This window comes from Psychrobacter sp. H8-1 (assembly GCF_904846575.1).
In the GTDB taxonomy this organism is placed as follows: Bacteria; Pseudomonadota; Gammaproteobacteria; order Pseudomonadales; family Moraxellaceae; genus Psychrobacter; species Psychrobacter fulvigenes.
On sequence record NZ_CAJHBG010000001.1, the window covers coordinates 2,579,766 to 2,599,608 of the forward strand.

Below are 19,843 nucleotides of genomic sequence, written 5' to 3' on the forward strand. Positions count from 1 at the left end.
ATTTAATCGCCATCAGTGCTATTAAAGCCCACACGGAGACCGAGTGTCGGAATCAATTGGCGCTTAATGACACGAGTAATGGTGGTTAGATGCTCATGTAATTCTTGCTGTGTGGCTTTATCCGCAGTCGCTAAATCTTCTGGCATTTGTGCCAGCAGCGTGGTGGCATCAGCAAGTGCGGTGGATAAACTATCAGCCACTTCGTTTTCGTTATTACTGCCAAGGATAGCGGTTAAAACTGGATCGGTCAGCGCTTGATTTAGTGTAGCCAATTTGGCATTGATAATAGCGCGGCTTTGCCCAGCGGTAGCGGCCGGCAGATGACCTTTGGCCTTACCCGTTAGGCCCAAAGGCTGGTCTATGGCATTAGACTTCATGGTCTCAACCAACGATAGTAAAGAGTTAAACCATTGGTTCAAACCTTGATCGCTATCTACTGTTTTATCAATCGCTAATAGATCAGTGGCATTCTGCTGCCAGTTGTCTTCGATATTTTTTAGGCGTGTACTCAAGGCGCTACTTGCGCTTATCACATAAGCACATTGCCCAGCATCCAAGCTGTCATTGGCGTATAGCGCTTCTTCTAATCCTGGCACTCCTTGCACAATAGCGCTTTCGTTAGCCAGCTGCTCAGCGGTCAATGTTGGATTAGCAGCGATTAAATCTGCAACGCCGCTGTGTACCAGCCCTCGTTCATCAGGATAATAATTGATATATAAATTGCTCATACTGGCAGTTGCAGGGCCAAAATTGATCATTTCAGCATTCGCCCATGCTTGTGCTAACACGAGCCACTGATCGCGCAGCGTTTGTAGCTCATCACCACTTACTGGCGCTTGCTGACAATGCTTTTGCGCCAAGTTGTACAATAAACCACTCTGCTTCGCTGCATCCGCGTACGCTGGAATGACAATATCATTTGCCACATGAGTCAGATAGGCTTTTTCAGTATCCGCGCTGATATCTATGGCGATAATTTTATCTGCATTGCCGCTATTACTATCTGCTGAGTTAGTCGAAACTTCGCTATCTTGCGCAACCTTTTGGCTATCAACCTCTGACGATTTATTCTCATCAGCAGGTTTGACGCAGCTAATAAGCAAGCCAGCGCTTAGAGCAGATAGCGCCATTGCTAAAGCAGGGTTTATTTTCATAAGTTTCTCGGTATTTATATAAGTAGTTATTTTAGTCGTTAAAAGCAGATAAACCACATCATTTTTATAAGGATTTTAAGAACGCATTCAATTCAGTACGCCCTTGTTTATCTAACTTTAATACTTTTTGTTTCTGTGTTTCAGCTTCACCGCCGTGCCACAGTACCGCTTCCATCAATGTACGTGCACGCCCATCATGTAAAAACGTTGCTTGCGAATCGACGGTTTGCGCAAGGCCAATACCCCACAATGCCGGCGTGCGCCACTCATAGGAGTTGGCTAAAAACTCTACTTGCGCGTCTTTCGGTGGCAACTTGCCCGCAATCGTCCGATCAGCAAGGTCATCACCCATGTCATGCAGCAATAAATCTGTATAAGGATAAATCACTTGCCCATGCTGCTCAAGATGGTCATCATCGGTTTTTGGCAACTGATATCTTGGCGTGTGGCAGCTTTGGCAGCCCATATCATAAAAGCGTTTTTTACCAGCTAATACCAGCTTGTCATCAGCATTACGCCGATGCGGCACCGCTAAATTACGCGTATAAAACTCCACAAACTTCGCCACTTCATCATTGACTTCAACGGGTGGTTTACCATTACCCTGCTCATCAGCGCCAGTCGTTGCACTCAAGCAAGCCGTTTGCGTCGGCATGCAGGATTCATGAGGACGGATGTTTGAGGTCAGCCCCATGTCTTCATTAAACGCACTTTGGTTTTGGGTGAGGAGCTTGGTTTGTCCTGCTTTCCAGCCAAAACGACCTAAAGCTGTTTTTCCTGTTTGCGGATCCATTACCCAGTTAAATTTACCGCTAATATCGTCATTATTTTCGTCATCGCTATCTGCTTGTTTCTTGATATCTTCATCGGGAATTTGCTCAAGCAGCCCAAGTCCAATCATCGGTAACGCCACGCGCGGTGATACCATCAGCTCATCATCAAATACACCATAACTAGGTTTGGTTAAGTTAAAAGTTGGCGCACGGAGCGTCTCAACATGACCATCGGCAAAGGTGACTGGCTTCTCTGTCCATTGCACCGCAATTCTTGCTTCGGCAGGCACGCCTTGAATACCACGATCTTGCAGCTGACCACCATACATCGGATGAACGACTTTTTCGATAAGTGAGTTTTGTAATTGCTCTCGCTGCTCATCCGTGGTCGCTGGCATCGCCAGTCGAATAAGCAAGCTGTCAGCATCGTCCTCACTATTCATTGGAGCGTGACCACGGCCATCTTTTATATGACATGATTGACAAGCAGCGACGTTAAATAACGCTCCTAGACCGTCACGACTGTCAGTGCTCGCAGGTGCAACCACCCAAGGCTGCTTAAAAAAGGCATTACCAATAAAGAAATTGCCTTTACGCGAGGCAGATACGTTTGAGGAAGGTTTAGAATAACTCTCGGCGCTAGTAATACTAATGCCAGTGTCGCCACCTTGCTTAATCTCTTGCGGGTCAAATGTGGCCAGCTGCTGCATTGGCACGCCAGCGAGCGCTTCTATGGTTTGCGTACGTTCAGGCCCTAACGCTTGGTTGTTTTCATTAGCAGAAATATCATTAGCAATATTATCAGCTGGCTGACAAGCACTAAGAGTCAGTGTACCCATCATAATTAACGCAAGTTTGGATGACACACTTCGGAGGATTGTAGAAGAGAAAACAGAGGGTTTAATATGAATGGCGTTCATAGGAGTTGCCTTAGTTCTAGAATAGAACCATTAAAATCGCGTGCTATGCTATCGACCTATTTTAATGCTCTTAGAAATACGTTGCTAGCCATAGCTAACAACGCATGTATCGTATCTGATTTATACTTTCACAAAAAGACTTATCTTGAGTTTATCGTGACTTATTAGCAGGTATAAATATATAGAAATCAACTCAAGACAAAGGTTAACTTAAAACTGTGACCCTGCGTCCGCATCTAAGTTATCAATACCGACCGCTTTTGCCGCATTTTCGATACCATCAGTCAGCTCTTGTAAGCTAGTAATACCAGCCTCAATCCAGCCACGACGGGTGTTTTGCTCTTCAGCAGAGACGCCATGCTTACTTGCTTGACCAACGGTTGCAATCATCTGATCAACCTTAATGCCTTCTTTCTCACCTTTTTCGACGATGACGTTAAAGGCACTTTCTACCTTTTTGAAATCAGCAGCCAGCTTATCAGCAGCGTCTTTGTGACCACTATCGACAAGATAGTTTTTGATGCCATAACCACCGACTGCTTTCCCAGCGACTGTCTGATAACTTCCGTTAAAGACATTTTGAATACCGCGCGCATTGTTGGCATAGCTTAAATGCGTCAAATCGCTAAAGCATTCGTGTTCATCTTCGGTAGAGCCTGTGACAAAGGCGACTTGCATACGCTCAGAAGCCAGCTCACCAAGCGCCAAGCTGCCCATCTGGTACAGGATTTGACGAAGACCGTTGTCGTATTTACGCGCTATCAGATCGCTACGTAAGGTGTTTTCACTTTCAGGCTGCCACTCGGCTTCCATCGCTGTCAAATCATCAACCAATAACTGAGTAGCGGCCTTCAAAAACTCACCGCGACGCTCACATATACTGGCATCTTCATTGACCGTGTCACCGCTGGTACATTGACCTGCTTCGGTCACATAATCGGTCACAGGGCGATTCCCTGCCCCTGCGCCGACGCCATTGGTATCTTGACCCCATAGCATGAACTCAATGGCATGATAGCCAGTGGTTACATTGGCCTCACTACCGCCGATCTCATTCATCTCGGCTAATAGTTCAGGAGTGATTTCGCTGGTGTCTTGTTTGATACTACCAACAGTGATGCTGTCGCTATTGACGATATTGTCTTGGCTGCTGTACTCACCTTCATAGCTGTCACTGACATAATCAATCAGTGCTTCATCAAGCGGCCAAGCATTTACCTGTCCTTCCCAGCTATCTATACTGCCAATGGCACGCTCATCGTTAGCAGTCACAAAACCTTCATCAAAACGAAAAACTTCAGTTTGCGAATATGGTTGACGCGCCGCTTTATAGGCCGCTTTTGCCGCATCGAGATTGGCTTGTGTCGGTGTGGCTACATAGGTTTCTACCGCTGTTTGCAATAATTTGGCTGTTTCTAACGAGTCTTTATAAGCGGCATGTGCCATGTTGGCATAACTGATGACCAGCCTATCAGTGTGAGCTTGCTCAGCAGCTGACAGCTTTGTATTGTCGGTCGACTCTGCGTTTTGCACCTCTGTCTGCGTCTCAGCGTCAGCAGCAGTGCCCTCACTGGCTTGCTTGGTACAACCCGACACCATCAACAGCCCTGCAAGCGCTGCAGCTAAAGTAGTTGGGAAGATTTTACGGCTCGTCACTGTAGTAATCGTCATACACACCCTCAAAAGATATTGCAAAAGAAAAAGTAGTCGTCAGTCTCAATTAAAGAATACTGCAATAATAGATATTCAAGAATTATAAAGTTATTGATAATCATTATCAATATTTAATTTATATTTACATCACTTTTTCGTAGTGTTTGCTTTTCATATAATAGGATTATTGGTGGTGTGTCAAAAAGTATGCTGATTAAAACTTGAACAATTTTTGAAGCCTTTAAAGCCCTATAGAATCAGAGAACTTAGCATAGATTTCTTATTGACTTCTATCGCTAGCATACTTTTTAGAACACCACCGGATTATTTAATATATATTGTTGCTGTAGTAGATAAGCACTATGGAAAATAAAGATTTGCTCAAAAATCCAAATTAAAGACATAAAAAAAGGCCAGCTTATCGCTGACCCTTATGTATCGAAATACTCAACACATAGTACTATATAAGATTACTTATTAGTTTAAGTTCTGTGGTGAGTTGATGGTTAGCTCAACACGGCGGTTTTGCTGACGGCCATAATCTGTATTGTTGTCAGCAATTGGACGTGACTCACCATAAGCAACCACATTAATGCGGTTTGATGATACGCCACGTGCGCTCAAGTAGTTCGCTACTGAGTAAGCACGGTCACGTGACAGACCCATATTGTAAGATGCAGCACCTCTACTATCTGTGTGACCTGCGATATTTACAGTAGTCTGGTTGTACTGATTCATCGTTGAGGCAAGCTTATCAAGCGTTGGCTTGAAAGAAGAGCTCAAGGTTGCATCATCAAAAGCAAAAGTAATATTGCCTGGCATGACTAGATCGATGTTACCAGTAGTTGGGTTTTGCTCAACAGTTACGCCAGTACCAGCCATTTGCTGCTCAAGCTGTCTTGCTTGACGCTCCATATAATAGCCAACACCAGTACCAAGCGCAGCACCAATCAGAGCATCACGGCCAGTCTTATCACCGCCAGTTGCTTTTGAGATAGTTGCACCACCTGCTGCGCCGGCCAAACCACCGATAGCTGCTTTATTCAAACGTTGCTGTCCAGTATTTGGATCTGTCACACAACCAGTAAGGGCTAGACCTGAAGCGACTGCTGCGATCATTAATTTGTTACGCATAATTATTTCCTCTTAAGTTAACTCTAAAAATTTTGATTTATTCTATTGTAAGTTCTAAATATAAAACACACTATGCATATAATCAACAAGACTATATAAAATAGTGATTTAGATGCTAAGCACACCAGTTATAGTATGGCAAGCCCAAGCTATCTATGTGTAATATTTTGTCATACCTCTGTATGAAAAGTGCGTGGCACCTTACACAGCGTATTATATTTACCCATATAAGAGCATAGATACCAAGGTGTGATGCACGATTTCGCACTGCCCTAAGTCGCTTGTCAGCTCACAATTTCATACAGCTCTCAAAAAGTATATTTTCCATCTCCGCTTATCTGCTACCGTCAGTCACGTTAACAGTCGTACACTATTGCTGATTTCTGCTAAAATCATCAATGTTAAAAACTTGCTCAAAACTGGGGTATATCATTAATAAAAGTATTCATATTTTATGACTCTAACAACAAAACCCTTGGCTTGTGTATTAAAGACTGAGCTGAATACCTATTAAAAGACTGATATAAAAAAGGACTTAACATGCGACTGACTTCTTCCATTCAAAAATTGCATGAACGTGCGCCCAAACTTGGTAAAGCGGTTTCGCTGGCGACCGCTACTGGCGTTATCCTCGGTAACAGTCTAGGCGCGAGTATCCCTATGTGGTTAATGGGTGCGACTAAAATGATCACTGGCTCCTCTATTGCCGACGAAACGGTCATTAAAATTGCCAACCATTGGATTAAAAGTAACAATGCGGTCATCAACCACATCTTACCAAAAAAAGATTGGCGTATTAACTTGCCTGACGACGTACGCATTGATGGCAAGTATCTGCTTGTTAGTAACCATCAATCATGGGTGGATACCAGTATCGTACAATATATCAGTGAAAACCGCTTACCGCTGACGCGCTTCTTTACCAAATTTGAGCTAATCTATATTCCTGTGGTCGGTCAGACCTTTTATTTTTTAGACTTTCCCATGATGCGTCGACATTCTAAAGAGGAGCTCGCCAAAAACCCTGAGCTAAAAGGTAAGGACTTATTAGAAGCTCAACGTGCCTGCTCTTTGCTCAAAGACAAGCCGTTCACTCTACTCAATTACTTAGAAGGTACGCGCTTCACCAAGGCCAAACATGCTAAGCAAAACTCCCCTTATACGCATCTACTGAAACCGCGAGCAGGTGGTCTGTCATTAGCGATTAACGCCTTGGGTACGGATATCGATGGCATCTTAGATATGACCATTGTTTACCCTGATGGGGTACCAAACTATAGTGATTTATGGAAAGGTAATATTAAACGTTTAGGTGTCAATGTACGTCACATTGAGATGCCTGATGAATTGTTTACTGCTATCCAAAATGGTGGCTATGATAACGATGAAGCCATCAAAAAGCAGATGTTCGATTGGATTGATGACATATGGCAGCAAAAAGACCATCTTATCGATGAGATGTTGGCTGACTTTGAAAATGAGCCGCAAACGTCAAAACCTTAGTCATTAATCTCACAGTTAACTGGCTTTCCTTTATAATAGCGAGATAATAACTGCATGATGTTTTTGAACATGCGTCAGCGGAGGTTGTTGGAATACCAAAACCTCCTTTTTGCTTATAATAACTCGATAACCAAATATTTACTGAGATAAGGGATGACCGTGTCCGACCCTTCTATAAACAATAAACCTCTGCCCAATACCTCATCAGACTCTGCAACACCACAACGCCCTAAACGCCCCGCACCAAATCGCACAAAACTGACTTATGACATCATCATGTTGGTCGTTATCAGTATTGACCTACTGCTTATCGGCCTTGATGCGATTTTGATGAGTAACTTTAGTTATGAGGTTGCTGGTTGGCTAGCGCTTAGTGACGGACTTAATTGGTATCAAAGCACCCTACACGATCCATTGCGAACGGCTGGTGGTTTTTTTACAGTGTTTTTAATTGTTGAGCTGCTCATACGTTGGGCGATAGCGATTAAAGAGCAGGTCTATTATCGCTGGTTTTTCTTCCCATTTATCCACTGGTATGAGGTGCTTGGCTGTTTTCCGCAGCTGCGGGCGCTACGACTGTTTCGGGCGGTGGTCATCGGGCGACGCTTATATCAGCTTGGTTACCAAGTACTGCCACAGCCATGGCTTAACCGTATTAAGTTCTATATAGACTTATTATTAGAAGAGCTGTCTGATCGAGTCATTTTGACCACTATTGCCAATTATCGCCAGCAGCTAACCGATCCTGAGATGCAAAAATCGCTGATAGAATCAACCATTACTCGCAACCGCGCCGAGATTGAAGCGGTCATATTATCGTTGTTGCGAAAAGAGCTGATACCGCAATTGCAAAGGCTGAACGATACAACAGCAGAGGGCAATCTGTTGGCAAACGAAGTTGGTAAAGCCATTGAAGATGGTTTGGCAAACACCCCTGAGCTACGCCGTTATTTGCGTCTTATCCCCATTGCAGGCAGCTTAATTGAGTCACAATTACAGCAAATCGGTCAGAGTATTGGTGAAAACTCCATCCTATCTCTTAATGAGCGTCTATTAAGTACAGAGATTCTCGATAAGCTCATGCAAGAGATCGCTCATGGTGTCGCAAATATCGATACATCAGATACGATGCTCGAAGCGCTGATTGCCACTATTATTTCTGATAGCTTGTCAGAGCTAGAAAATCAGGTCAAAGTACAGCAATGGAAGCATCGAGAGATGTTTCATCTGTAGCCAAACTCACAAGCATGGACTTAACCACGGCTTTTTGGCGATATTTATGTTGTTAAGGGCTTGTTAATTCCTAGCGTCTCTTAGTACACTGCACAATGATAAACAATGACCATAAAATGATTAACGATATACTTATAGTCAAGGAATTTTAAAATCGCTACAAGGCGATCGACCGCAGATCGTACACTGAGTACATCTAGGGCGAGCAGCACAGTAGCGGTTTAAAAGTACTCCGACTATATAATAACTGCACCATGATCACAGCAGTATGAGTATCTTTTAAGGATTTACATTATGACGACTTCGGATACAGACAACCAAGTGACGACCACTCAACCTGCGATCAGCTTCTATGGCAAGATGCTGACATTCTCGCGCTTGCAGTTGCATACTGATGATCCAGCAGCGATTGAAGCGCATTTAGCAGGCTTGGTTAGCAACAAGAACAGTAACATTCCAGTCGTTATTGACAGTAGCGTTGAGCAGAATTTATCTGCCTTGGTAGATCTACTGTGGTCATGGGGGCTACAGCCCATCGGAGTGGTCACAGGGTTACTTGACGAACAAGCGCGTATCCAAAGGTTGGCAATATTCCCAAGTGATGGTAAGCGTATCGAACGTATCTTGCCCACAAAAAAGCCTAAAACTGAGATCAGTCAAACAACTGAGCCTAAAGCCGCAGAAGTACAATCAACAGACAGCGAAAAAGACGCCAGTCCATCGGAGACTCTCAACTCTCCAGATGCAGCTACTGAGACGCTACTGAGTGCTGACCATATTACCAGTATGATCTACGATCAAATGCTGAGATCTGGACAGAGTATCAACCATGTTGGTGGTGATCTGATATTAACCAATAGTGTCAATAGTGGCGCTGAAGCCATTACTGACAACAGCCTTCATGTCTATGGCCGTGCCCAAGGCAGACTAGTAGCTGGGGCAACTGGGGATAAAGACGCGCGTATTTTTTGCCAAGTGTTTAACCCATCACTGGTATCAGTTGCTGGCACCTACTGCCTACGAGATAACTTACCTGAAGAGACCATTGACAAGCCAGTACAGGTGCGTTTCGTTGAGGGTGAAGGCTTAGTATTTACGGTTATGGACAATTCATAATATCCTTGACCGTTAACTATAATCTATCGCTTTGAGTCAGTCTTCTGACTTTATAGGGTTACGGTCTTCGTCAGTATGAGCGTAAACACTGAGCTTTAATATTTAGGTAAGTTAATTTAACAAAAAAACCTTACGAAAAATTGATAATTCAGCCACTATCCATAATGGCAATAGCATATAGATAGTGGCTTGTGCTACCTTAGTACCTAATGAGCAAGTTACTGCCGTATCATAATAGCTTTGCTATAAATTATTGTATATATTTATGCTAGGCTTACGCTCGCAGATAGTAGTCCTAGCATAACTGTATAACTGTGCAGTTGATTGATAAGCATCCCTTTATAAGACTTAGTAGCTATAAGATTGAGTAGCCCTCTCATTGGTGCTGCAAAAGACAGTAGCAAACACATATACATGTTATCGAACGATTTTTTATCTATCAGATATCCCATTTAACTATAGGAGTGTGCCATTGTGGCGAAGATTGTTGTAATCACTTCAGGTAAAGGCGGTGTGGGTAAAACCACAACAAGCGCATCTTTTGCCGCCGGCTTAGCATTACGTGGCTATAAAACAGTTGTTATCGATTTTGACGTGGGCTTACGTAATCTAGACTTGATTATGGGCTGTGAAAATCGCATTGTGTACGACTTTGTTGACGTGATTAACGGCAATGCCCGTTTGTCACAGGCACTGGTGAAAGACAAGCAGCTAGAGAATTTATATATTTTGCCTGCCAGCCAAACCCGTGATAAAGATGCCCTAACAGATGAAGGTGTGGCTGAGGTGATGGCGGAACTATCAAAACAGTTCGACTATATCATCTGCGACTCTCCAGCAGGTATCGAACGCGGTGCACAGCTAGCAATGTACCATGCAGATGAAGCCATCATCGTCACTAACCCTGAGATCTCATCAGTACGTGACTCTGATCGCATTATCGGTATCTTACAAAGTCGTACCAAAAAAGCTGAAGAAGGCCTAGGGCCTGTGCGTGAGCACTTAGTCATTACTCGTTATAACGCTGAACGCGCTGCCGCCAATGAAATGATGGACATTGATACCATCTCTAACGATATCTTAAAGGTCCCGTTACTTGGTGTTATTCCTGAGAGCGATGCCGTACTAGAAGCATCTAACCACGGTGAGCCAGTCATTCATTATACTGATTCAGTCGCTGGTCAATGCTATGATGATATCGTTGCCCGTTTTTTGGGAGAAGAGCGTCCGCTACGTCATCTCGACGTTAAGAAAAAGAGTCTATTACAGCGCTGGTTTGGGGGTTAATAATGAGTAAGAAAAAAGGATTTTGGAGTAGCCTATTTGGCACAGATGACAGCAGTAACGCCGGTAGTGCCAACATGGCCACCGAACGTCTTAAAGTCATTGTTGCTAGCGAAAATCGGCTGAATAACCGACTAACAGCAGATCGTATTGAGAAGATGAAGCGCGAGATACTAGAAGTGGTCAATAAGTACGTCAACGGTGTACAGATTGACGATGTTAATATCAATCATCGTTCAGAGGACACCCTTGACGTTCTTGAAATGAATATCAGCTTACCTGAACATAAGAAATAAGACCACTTGCAAGATTAAAGTAGCAATGACAATGAGTGCGAATTCAATCTAGCTCATTACTAGACACTCGATAGAAAAGCCCCAAGCGTCATGTTTGGGGCTTTTGTGTTATCTGGGTCTCAACTCAAACACTCAGAGCAAGATGGTTTTGGACTGTATCATTGAGCTTTTTCATAGAACCATTTCATTAACCGCTATTAAAAGTACGATGTTATAAAACCGATTATTTAGATCACACTCAATCAGCTATCCAAATCGACCAGCTGGTGAGCAATTTTGTCTAAATCTGGCACTAGATATGGCTCATCATCAATGACAACGGTGTTAAACATATAAGAAGTAACGACGTTTTCTCTAAAGCGTTTATCTGCCGTATCCTCTGCATCGTTACTCGAGTTCTCATTGCTAGCATGGTCACTCTGTAGCGCATTGTTATTATCGTTATTATCGTCATCATCATGATTAGCATCACTATTACTCTGCGCTATCTGCCTATAGCGTTCGGGTAATTCAGCATCCTCAACATCTGAGATTCGTACTTGCATCTGATACGGCTGCCCTACTGTTTGTAACGCCAGACGATGGGCAACAGTGTTGCCTTCGAGCACAACGATTATATCAACGGGCTGATCGCTTGGTACCAGATGAAATACTGCCACTTCTTGCTGCTGCCATAAATATGTGGCAATACGCTCATCATAATCATCGATACTCAAGATCAAACTACTTGGAATGATCCAATCAGGCTGATTCATAGCTGGGATAATGGTCACTTCAAGCATACCTTTACTGGTTGTCAACAAACTGACCGCTTCAAATGAATGCTTCATGATTTGCTTCATAAATCGCTCACCGTAGATGAAGAAAGGGTTGCCATCCTCTCACCGACATACTCAGTGAGTTTTTGGGCGAGTGCTTCAGGACTACCGATAAATTGACAATAGCCTGAATCAACAATCGCTTGTGGCTGGCTAGAATAAGTACTTAGGTTTGGATCTTGTGCCCACAGCTGACTGTTATTTTGTTGAATGTTATCCAAATACTGTGTGCCATCATTACCCATGCCAGAGAATATGATGCTCACAAGCTCACTGCCATAAACATCGCTGGTATTTTTGAGTAATTGGCCAATAGACGGCTGATATTCTCCAGACCACTCTTGCTCTGTTAGGATGACTCGACCTTCAGAATCACAAACAATCTGTCGATCAGCTGGGGCGATTAGACAATATCCAGAGCGTAGTCTTTGGGTGGTAGATATGACTTGGCAATACCACTCATTATGATGATTGAGTACACGTGGTAAGGTTTCTATCATATTCTGATTAAAATGCTGTGCGAGTAAAACACAAATCGGCAGCGTGGGTGACAAATTATCCAAAAACTCTTTTACTGCACTAGGACCACCCATAGCAGAGCCTAGAAATACCACAAAGCGCCAAGATGGTAGCGTACCAGCATAAACGCTGGTCTCTAAAAGCGTCGGCCTATCAAGTAATTGCGCCAGCTTACGTTTTAGCTTGCGCTGCCATTTAGCATAGCGCTGTACTTCGTTTAAATGTGGCGCTTGGCTAAAACCTACCAATACTGCGCTAGAGTTAGAAGCTTTAATCACGGTGGCGATACCGTCATCGTATTCGCTATCGATCAACCAAATATCAACCTGTACCTTATAAGGTTGTGGCTTGTCTTGCAGCTGCTGGCGAGAGAGACAGTCAATCAAAGTAAAGTCGCAGCTGCGCACAGTGTCACTAAACGCCAGTCTTTGATGCCGACTCTCTGCGACCACCAATACTCTAATAGCACTACTGGCTTTGGCGCTCAATGCTGATAAACGAGTATTATTCATTATGACTTAAGCTAATATCTTGGCCCAATTGCGCTTGAATTTTATCCAGCAACTCGTTTTCTTGGAATGGTTTACCCATGTAGTCATTGACACCGATTTTGAACGCACGCTCGCGATGCTTCTCACCAGTACGAGAAGTAATCATGATAATGGGTATGTCACGTAAACGCTTATTATGCCGCACTTGGGTTGCAACCTCGAAACCATCCATACGTGGCATCTCGATATCTAACAAGATAAGATCTGGAGTGGTCTCTTGCAAAATCTCGATGGCATCAATCCCGTCTTTGGCAATGGCGACATTAATACCTTGACGTTCTAGTAAGCGCGATGTGACCTTACGTACTGTCACTGAGTCATCAACGACCAATACTGTGATCCGTGATTTCACATCCTCTCTTTCAGCCACTACGCCCTGACTCACATCCTTGATGACCGGTGCATTACGCATCAAAGCAATAGGATCTAAGATGAACATAACAGAGCCATCACCCATGATGGTTGCAGCTGAAATACCTGAAAGACGTGATAGCTGACGGCCAAGCGGTTTTACGACCACTTCAATACGTGAGCCTGCAATCTGATCGACTTGTAGGGCAATCTTTTGACCTGTACGATTTTTTATGACAATAACTGGCAAGCTGGTATTAGTACTAACCATCAATTCGTTAAATTTATTACCAGATAAAATCTCATTGAGATAGCGAATTCGATAATTTTCATCTTCAATATTTAAACTAGTGGCACCTGACTCATAATAATCGTAAAGTTTTTCAGGGTTCACACGAATGACACGCTCAATCTGTACTAAAGGAATCGCATAATAACGATCTGCAGCACGCACGACCAAGGCATCTGATATGGCGACTGTCAGTGGTACTCGGATGGTAAAGCGCGACCCTTTACCCTCTTCAGAGTTTACAGAGACGACACCGCCCAATTGACGGATCTCACTGATAACCACGTTCATCCCAACACCGCGCCCTGAGATTTGGGTCACCTTCTTTTGAGTCGTCAAACCAGCGTTAAAGATATACTGCATGACATCAAGATCACTCAGACTATCGTCGTTTTCTGCAATCAGACCCTGCGCAATGGCTTTTTTGCGGACGGCATCGACATTGATACCACAGCCATCATCTGATAAATGGATAACAACTTCACTGCCTTCACGTAGTACCTCTAAAGTAATTTGACCACTACGACTTTTGCCTGCTCTTAAACGGGCTTGTATATTTTCGATACCGTGATCGACAGCGTTACGCAGCATATGCTCAAGTGGTGACGTAATGCGCTCAAGAATGGTTCTATCAATCTCGTCATCAGCATTGATGATACTCAACTCTACTGACTTATTAAGCTCATGCGCCGTTTGACGCACAATACGCTCAAGGCGTGGCACTACTCGCGTAAACGGTACCATACGCGAATTCATCAGCCCATCTTGTAGCTCGGCTTGGGTGCGTGCTAACTGTAGCAGAAGGCTCTCACTGTCACGCGTTTTTTCTAACAAGGTACTTTTAATATCCACCAAGTCAGAGGCCGACTCTGACAATGACTTTGACAATTGGTTTAGAGACGAATACTGATCCATTTCTAATGGGTCAAAACCCTCGTCGTTGATTAACTTCTCGTCATCAATCTGCGATAAAATCTGAGCTTCAAGCTCCGTTTCCATTCGGCGCAGCTGATCGGCAAGACGCTGGACAGTCGTGCCCATCTCTTCGATGCTATTGGTCAGGCTGCTTATACCCATGTCGATACGCGCACGGTTGATTGCTGATTCACCTGAGAGGTTAATCATGTGCTCAACCAAGCCGCCTGAGATACGAATAACCTCATTATGGCTAACGCTTTGCTCCTGTACCTCAAAGCTGCCCGTCATCGGTGGCATCTCGTTAACGTCTGCTACCACTCTTTCTTTCTGCTGCTTTTTGGCAGCAGAGATCATATTAAGTTGCTCTTGTAATGACTCTCTTGGAACCTGTTGTAAGTCATCGGGGTTTTTACTAAACTGTTTCAGTGCAGCAACCAGTGCAGAAGGTATTGGCGGGTTTACCTTTTGCTTGAGAATAAAGACAGCATCTGCCAGCCAATCATGACAAGCCATGAGTAACTGAGAGACCATTTTGGTCGCTGGACGCCGACGAATAGCCAACTCTTCGTAGACGGTTTCCATCTCATGAGCCAAGTCAGCGATGCCGTTGGCCGTAACCATGCGCGCACCACCTTTGATGGTATGTAAATCTCGCTGCAATGCCTGTAAGGCAGTCACATCACTGATATTACTTAAAAACAACTGCAGGTACTTATTGCTACTGGCAATGATTTCTTCAGCTTCTTCTAAGAATACTTCCAAGATATCAGCGTCAGGTAAGCCATTTGGCCATGACTGCGCAATAATTTTATCGAAACTTATGGTTTTAGCAGCCTGCTCAGTTTCTGCAAGCTCGCCCGCATTTAATTCTTCTAAATCTTCGTGACTGTCTTTATGCAGAGCAGGTAAGACCAGCGTGACTGCCAATGGTAATTCTTTGCTGCGCTCAAACTTCTGCAACTGCTCAATAAACTCATCAGCAAAAAAAGACTCTTGATAACGTGCAGCATAATCGATCTGTAACGATAGAGTGTCATGCAGCATTTGCATGATGGTTAACCACTGCAACGTTGGGCGCACCCTTTGCTCATCAAAAGCTTCATAAATAACTTCTGCTATATGAGTCAAATCACCAATACTACGAATACCTGCCATTCGCGCACCACCTTTGATGGTATGCATATGGCGTTGAAGTGTTTTTAGGATGATATGATTATCAAGGTCAGTACGCCACTCATTGAATGTCTGAGCGATAGCACTGTCCAAGTCTTGAGCTTCTTCCAAAAATATTTCTAGCAACTCAATATCTGTATTGATCGCCTCAAGTCGCAGCTCATCTGCTTGAGTACTATTGACGCTCGCTTCGACTGCAACTTCTTGTTGATCGGCATCATGACCAGCCACAGTGTTGCCAGTAGCAATGTTTTGTAAACCTTGAAGAGCTCGCGGATCTATTTTGAGTGACATGCTGGCTGCTAGCGCGTCGAATAAGCCGACTAACTGCTTATGACCCGCAAGAAGCGCCGTCTGTACTTTAGTATCATGAGCAGCTTCCAGGTTTTGAGCAATATGATCGTACACTAAGTACAGAGCATTCAATATAGCAGTGAATTTTGCCGATGCTGTCGTTAGCGCTGCTAAGCGTTCAATCTGACCGATTTGTTGCTGCACATAGTTCTGAATAGCGTTAGTATCTTGATTGCTTAGCTCATCTTCTAGCTGCCACTCAGCATCCAGTAACCCATCGACATTGGTTTCTAGCAGTTTAGCAACCATTAACTCATTATTTATAGCTGTTTCAGCCTCATCAGGCTCACCAAGCATAAACTGTAAACAAGCCAGATCGTCTTGGTTTTGTAGTGTCTCAACTGGTACGTCCTGCTGATTGACATCCTGCTTATAATTATTCAGATAATTTTCAATCAATAACACTGATTGACACAGTGCCTGTAAATGCTGACTCCCCATAAGGGTGTCTTGCTGCTGTAGCTGCATTAAGCTTTGCTCTATAGTGGCACTAACCTCACTAATAGCAGATAAAGCACTCGAACCCGAGGCTGCACGCAAAGTATGAAATGCCCGCACTATTTCATCTGCAACTTCAACCTCACTATCTTCACGATGGGCATTGACAAAGTTTTTGACATCTTGCAGTAGCTCTTGCGCTTCTTCGATAAATATTGCGCAAAACTCTTGCTCTTCATTGCTTTGAGGGGTTGTTATTGCTGAAGCATCTGCCATCATTTCATTGACAGAATGAATAGACGCTAAAGCAGGATCATGACTGACACTCACATTGACAAGGTTTTCCACACTATCAGAACAATACATAGTGCTATGCGCCTTTGCATCATCAGCATTGGTAATTACTTGCTCATCCTGTGCAGGCACACTCTTACGTAGCGCATCGTAACTAAACTCGGCACCGTGATGCTTACTATAAGCATGGGCACATGCTACCCACAAGGGCACACTCGTCGGATAATCAGAACTCTCGCCTTCCTCGTTAGTCGCTGAGGTGTTATTAGCGAAAACACTCACCAAATCAGGATAAGCTGCTAAGACATCGTCTATCAGCTCGATAATACCTGTAGATACAGGGATGCTGTGATCTAAAATACGGTTTAGCATGTCTTCCACAGCCCATGCCAGCTCTGCAGTATAATGCGCTCCAACCATACGACCAGAGCCTTTTAGTGTATGGAAACCACGTCGTATCTCTTTTAATTCAGTCAAATCAGAAGGGTTGCTGCGCCAATGCGCATATCTTGGCGTGATATCAGCCAAGACCTCGGTCGCCTCTTCAATAAATATCTCTTTGATGTCGGGATCCGCATCTTGATCGTCAGCTGGTGACTGCAATGCTTGCTGCATAAAAGGCTCAAGCACTGCAGGTATGACCTTATCTGCAGGTGCTGGTGTCAACTCATCTATTGAGTCATTTATCATATGCTCATATGAGTCATCAGGTGCAATCGTTGGTTTTGACTGCGGTTCTGTTAAACGCATAGACTCAGCTGAGTCTGACTCTAGAGTCGCAGACTCATCTAGGCCATTATTTAGTGGCTGTCCTATTGCTAGGTTATTACTCTGTAAAATCGTAATAGCAGGATCGTTAGGTGGTGCTTGCTTTGCTATAAAACTTGCCACCATCGCTGGCAACTGCTCTGTCGTCTTTACAACCAGCATCACCATTTCTTCAGTTATTGATAACGTCTTATCTAACGCTCTATTGAGTAAGCTTTCTATAGACCAGGCCATCTCACTGATACTAAAGGCACCAACCATTCGCCCCGCTCCTTTTAGGGAGTGATAGCCGCGGCGTACCTCTGTCAATGGTGTCAGATCCTGAGCATCTTGCTGCCAGATAGAAACAAAGTCGCTTAGATCTTCCACAATCTCTGTCGATTCTTCAATGAAAACCTCGAGAATCTCTTGGTCAATTTCAAAGTTATCAGGTTGAACTTGTCTACGGGCAGCCTGTAAGCTCTCACTCTCTACGCTATTAGTATTAGATACATCGGAAGTTGATCTGACTGCCTCAGCAATCTCACCTATATTCCCTGTAGCATCTGCGTTAGCTTTCTCCTTTACTGAATCGTCTGGCGCTATCTCACCACTATCATCGTAACGCACCACATCAGAAGTCGCCGCCGCAGTAGGATAGTAGACATCAATATCTGCGTCAGGTGCTGCTATGAATGCATCTACCAGAGTAGAAGCCTGTGCGAGATGCTCACTTGCTTGTGATAATAGCTGCTGATCCAGTACCTGCTGCGCCAGATAATCCAATAACAATTCGATGGATGCGACACCTTGCGCTAGTGCTTGTACAAGCTCTTTACTGAGTCTCTGTATTTCATGAGTTTCCAGACTTTTGAATAACTCAGCCAGTTTATCGCTAACCGCTCGCACTGAACCAAGTCCCATATCATCTAGTATGTTGCCAATATCAGTGAAGGCTGCCGCGCTGGAAGATAGATAGTCTTGTTTACCGTCTATATAGCTATTAAAACCTTGCTTTACCTCTTTGATAGCGTTACGCAATTTGTATAACGTATCATCAGAAAAAGCGTCAACAGTTTGATTATCTCTTGAGCCAGATAAGGGCTTTAAAGAGACAGTATGACCAATATTAAGATCAATAGATTGTTCGGTATGATAAATAGCACTATAGAGCTCTTGCAATTGGCGCTCAATCTGCCACTGCATTTGGGCAAATACAGTATCAGAGGCCATGCTGTCTTCAAGATCCAGCAAAACTTGGCTAACCTGTGACTCATACTGTATCCAGCCATGTCGTCCCAGCTGCTTTTTGATGTGCTGCAATGGTGTTATGAGTGTTTTTGGCTCATCCAGTCCAAAAATGACAGACTCAAGTCCTGCTAGTATGCGTGGCAAAAAGTGCAGCTTAGCATCATGGGCTGACGATAAATGACTGAGTATATCTCGGGCTGGCTCATCAATATTTTCAAGAATACTGAGTTGAATGTATATCTCAGCCAGCAAACCTTCAATATCGTTTTTTTGTATACTCTTATCTGACTGCTCGTCGGTATGAGAGGTCTGCTGATGGCGGTTTTCTATGACCTGATCTAAGCGTGAAAGTAACTGTGCGTAGCCTGAGGGTAATGGCAAAGCGTTATTTGCTAGGTTGCTTAACCAAAGTGCTGTCAAATACCACAAGCGCTGTTGTTGAACGTCAGTACTGGTTTGCCATAAATAATAGCTGGATTTTTCTAGGCTTACTAAGACCGTCTCTAGATTGCTATTAGCCGCGAGTAGTTGCTGAACTTGCTGACGCCATGCCAATAGTAATAGCTGATATTGCTCAGGTTGCAAAACCTCTAAAGCCGAATGACTCAGGGTAACGACTTCAATACTGTGAGAAACCTCAGTCTCCATAAGAGTATCTACAGACGGCGCTGTACTATCATCTACTGCGACATTCTTCTGCACTAAGGCTCGAGAGAGCTGCTGAATAACCTTATCCAGCAGTACGATTCGATAAGCGCCCGTTTGTACATATTGCGTTAATTCGTGCTGCAACAATTGATGGGCGAATTGTGCCAATCGACTGTGCTCAGCATCGAGCGTCTCACGACTGAATGTTTTGGCAAACTGTGCAAGCTTGGCAGCTAGCGTTGCAAGATGAGGCAGATCCACCATCGTCAAGGCACCACTAGTCTCATGATAATACTGAGCCATAAGCTCAAAGTCAGGATGAGCATCTAGTTGCCAACCATCAGACATAATTGATAACTGCTGATCAAATAATGGTAGTAGCCACTCTAGCCTCACCATTTCATTAGGCTGGTTTTTCATAGGGTT

12 protein-coding genes are annotated in these 19,843 nt (G+C 43.9%); 5 read left to right on the forward strand and 7 right to left on the reverse strand.

Annotation, left to right across the window (positions count from 1 at the left end; all coding sequences use genetic code 11):
- Positions 1 to 2: 2 nt before the first annotated feature.
- The 4 genes from JMY01_RS10645 to JMY01_RS10660 all read right to left on the reverse strand — a co-directional run bounded on the left by JMY01_RS10645 (position 3) and on the right by JMY01_RS10660 (position 5,634).
- Entirely contained in the window at positions 3 to 1,154 is a 1,152-nt protein-coding gene (locus JMY01_RS10645; RefSeq protein WP_201575638.1) for an imelysin family protein, read from the reverse strand.
- Positions 1,155 to 1,218: 64 nt separating this feature from the next.
- Positions 1,219 to 2,847, reverse strand: a complete 1,629-nt coding sequence (locus tag JMY01_RS10650; protein WP_227677861.1) for a di-heme oxidoredictase family protein — start codon at positions 2,845 to 2,847, stop codon at positions 1,219 to 1,221.
- A gap of 210 nt (positions 2,848 to 3,057) precedes the next feature.
- Complete coding sequence (locus JMY01_RS10655) at positions 3,058 to 4,518, reverse strand: imelysin family protein (protein ID WP_201575639.1); 1,461 nt, start codon at positions 4,516 to 4,518, stop codon at positions 3,058 to 3,060.
- Positions 4,519 to 4,977: 459 nt separating this feature from the next.
- On the reverse strand, positions 4,978 to 5,634 hold the full coding sequence (locus JMY01_RS10660; protein WP_201575640.1) for an OmpA family protein: 657 nt from the start codon (positions 5,632 to 5,634) through the stop codon (positions 4,978 to 4,980).
- A gap of 540 nt (positions 5,635 to 6,174) precedes the next feature.
- On the opposite strand from JMY01_RS10660, the gene JMY01_RS10665 reads away from it, so the two are divergent.
- From JMY01_RS10665 to minE, 5 genes are all read left to right on the forward strand, one after another.
- The gene (locus JMY01_RS10665; protein WP_201575641.1) at positions 6,175 to 7,137 is read left to right on the forward strand and encodes an acyltransferase; all 963 of its coding nucleotides are present in this window, start codon (positions 6,175 to 6,177) and stop codon (positions 7,135 to 7,137) included.
- A gap of 153 nt (positions 7,138 to 7,290) precedes the next feature.
- The gene (locus JMY01_RS10670) at positions 7,291 to 8,370 is read left to right on the forward strand and encodes a hypothetical protein (RefSeq protein ID WP_201575643.1); all 1,080 of its coding nucleotides are present in this window, start codon (positions 7,291 to 7,293) and stop codon (positions 8,368 to 8,370) included.
- A 294-nt stretch (positions 8,371 to 8,664) separates the two neighbouring features.
- On the forward strand, positions 8,665 to 9,486 hold the full coding sequence (gene minC / locus JMY01_RS10675; protein WP_201575645.1) for a septum site-determining protein MinC: 822 nt from the start codon (positions 8,665 to 8,667) through the stop codon (positions 9,484 to 9,486).
- 474 nt (positions 9,487 to 9,960) lie between these two features.
- Positions 9,961 to 10,773, forward strand: a complete 813-nt coding sequence (gene minD / locus JMY01_RS10680) for a septum site-determining protein MinD (RefSeq protein ID WP_201575647.1) — start codon at positions 9,961 to 9,963, stop codon at positions 10,771 to 10,773.
- A gap of 2 nt (positions 10,774 to 10,775) precedes the next feature.
- On the forward strand, positions 10,776 to 11,066 hold the full coding sequence (minE, locus tag JMY01_RS10685; RefSeq protein WP_201575649.1) for a cell division topological specificity factor MinE: 291 nt from the start codon (positions 10,776 to 10,778) through the stop codon (positions 11,064 to 11,066).
- A gap of 242 nt (positions 11,067 to 11,308) precedes the next feature.
- Here the strand turns inward: minE and JMY01_RS10690 are convergent, their stop codons facing one another.
- The 3 genes from JMY01_RS10690 to JMY01_RS10700 are packed head-to-tail and all read right to left on the reverse strand — an operon-like array spanning position 11,309 to position 19,837.
- Entirely contained in the window at positions 11,309 to 11,896 is a 588-nt protein-coding gene (locus tag JMY01_RS10690; protein WP_227677865.1) for a hypothetical protein, read from the reverse strand.
- A gap of 8 nt (positions 11,897 to 11,904) precedes the next feature.
- Positions 11,905 to 12,915, reverse strand: a complete 1,011-nt coding sequence (locus tag JMY01_RS10695) for a chemotaxis protein CheB (RefSeq protein WP_201575653.1) — start codon at positions 12,913 to 12,915, stop codon at positions 11,905 to 11,907.
- Positions 12,908 to 19,837, reverse strand: coding sequence for an Hpt domain-containing protein (locus JMY01_RS10700; protein WP_201575654.1), 6,930 nt, complete (start codon positions 19,835 to 19,837; stop codon positions 12,908 to 12,910). Before JMY01_RS10700 ends, JMY01_RS10695 begins: the two co-directional genes overlap by 8 nt.
- Between the last annotated feature and the right edge of the window lie 6 nt (positions 19,838 to 19,843).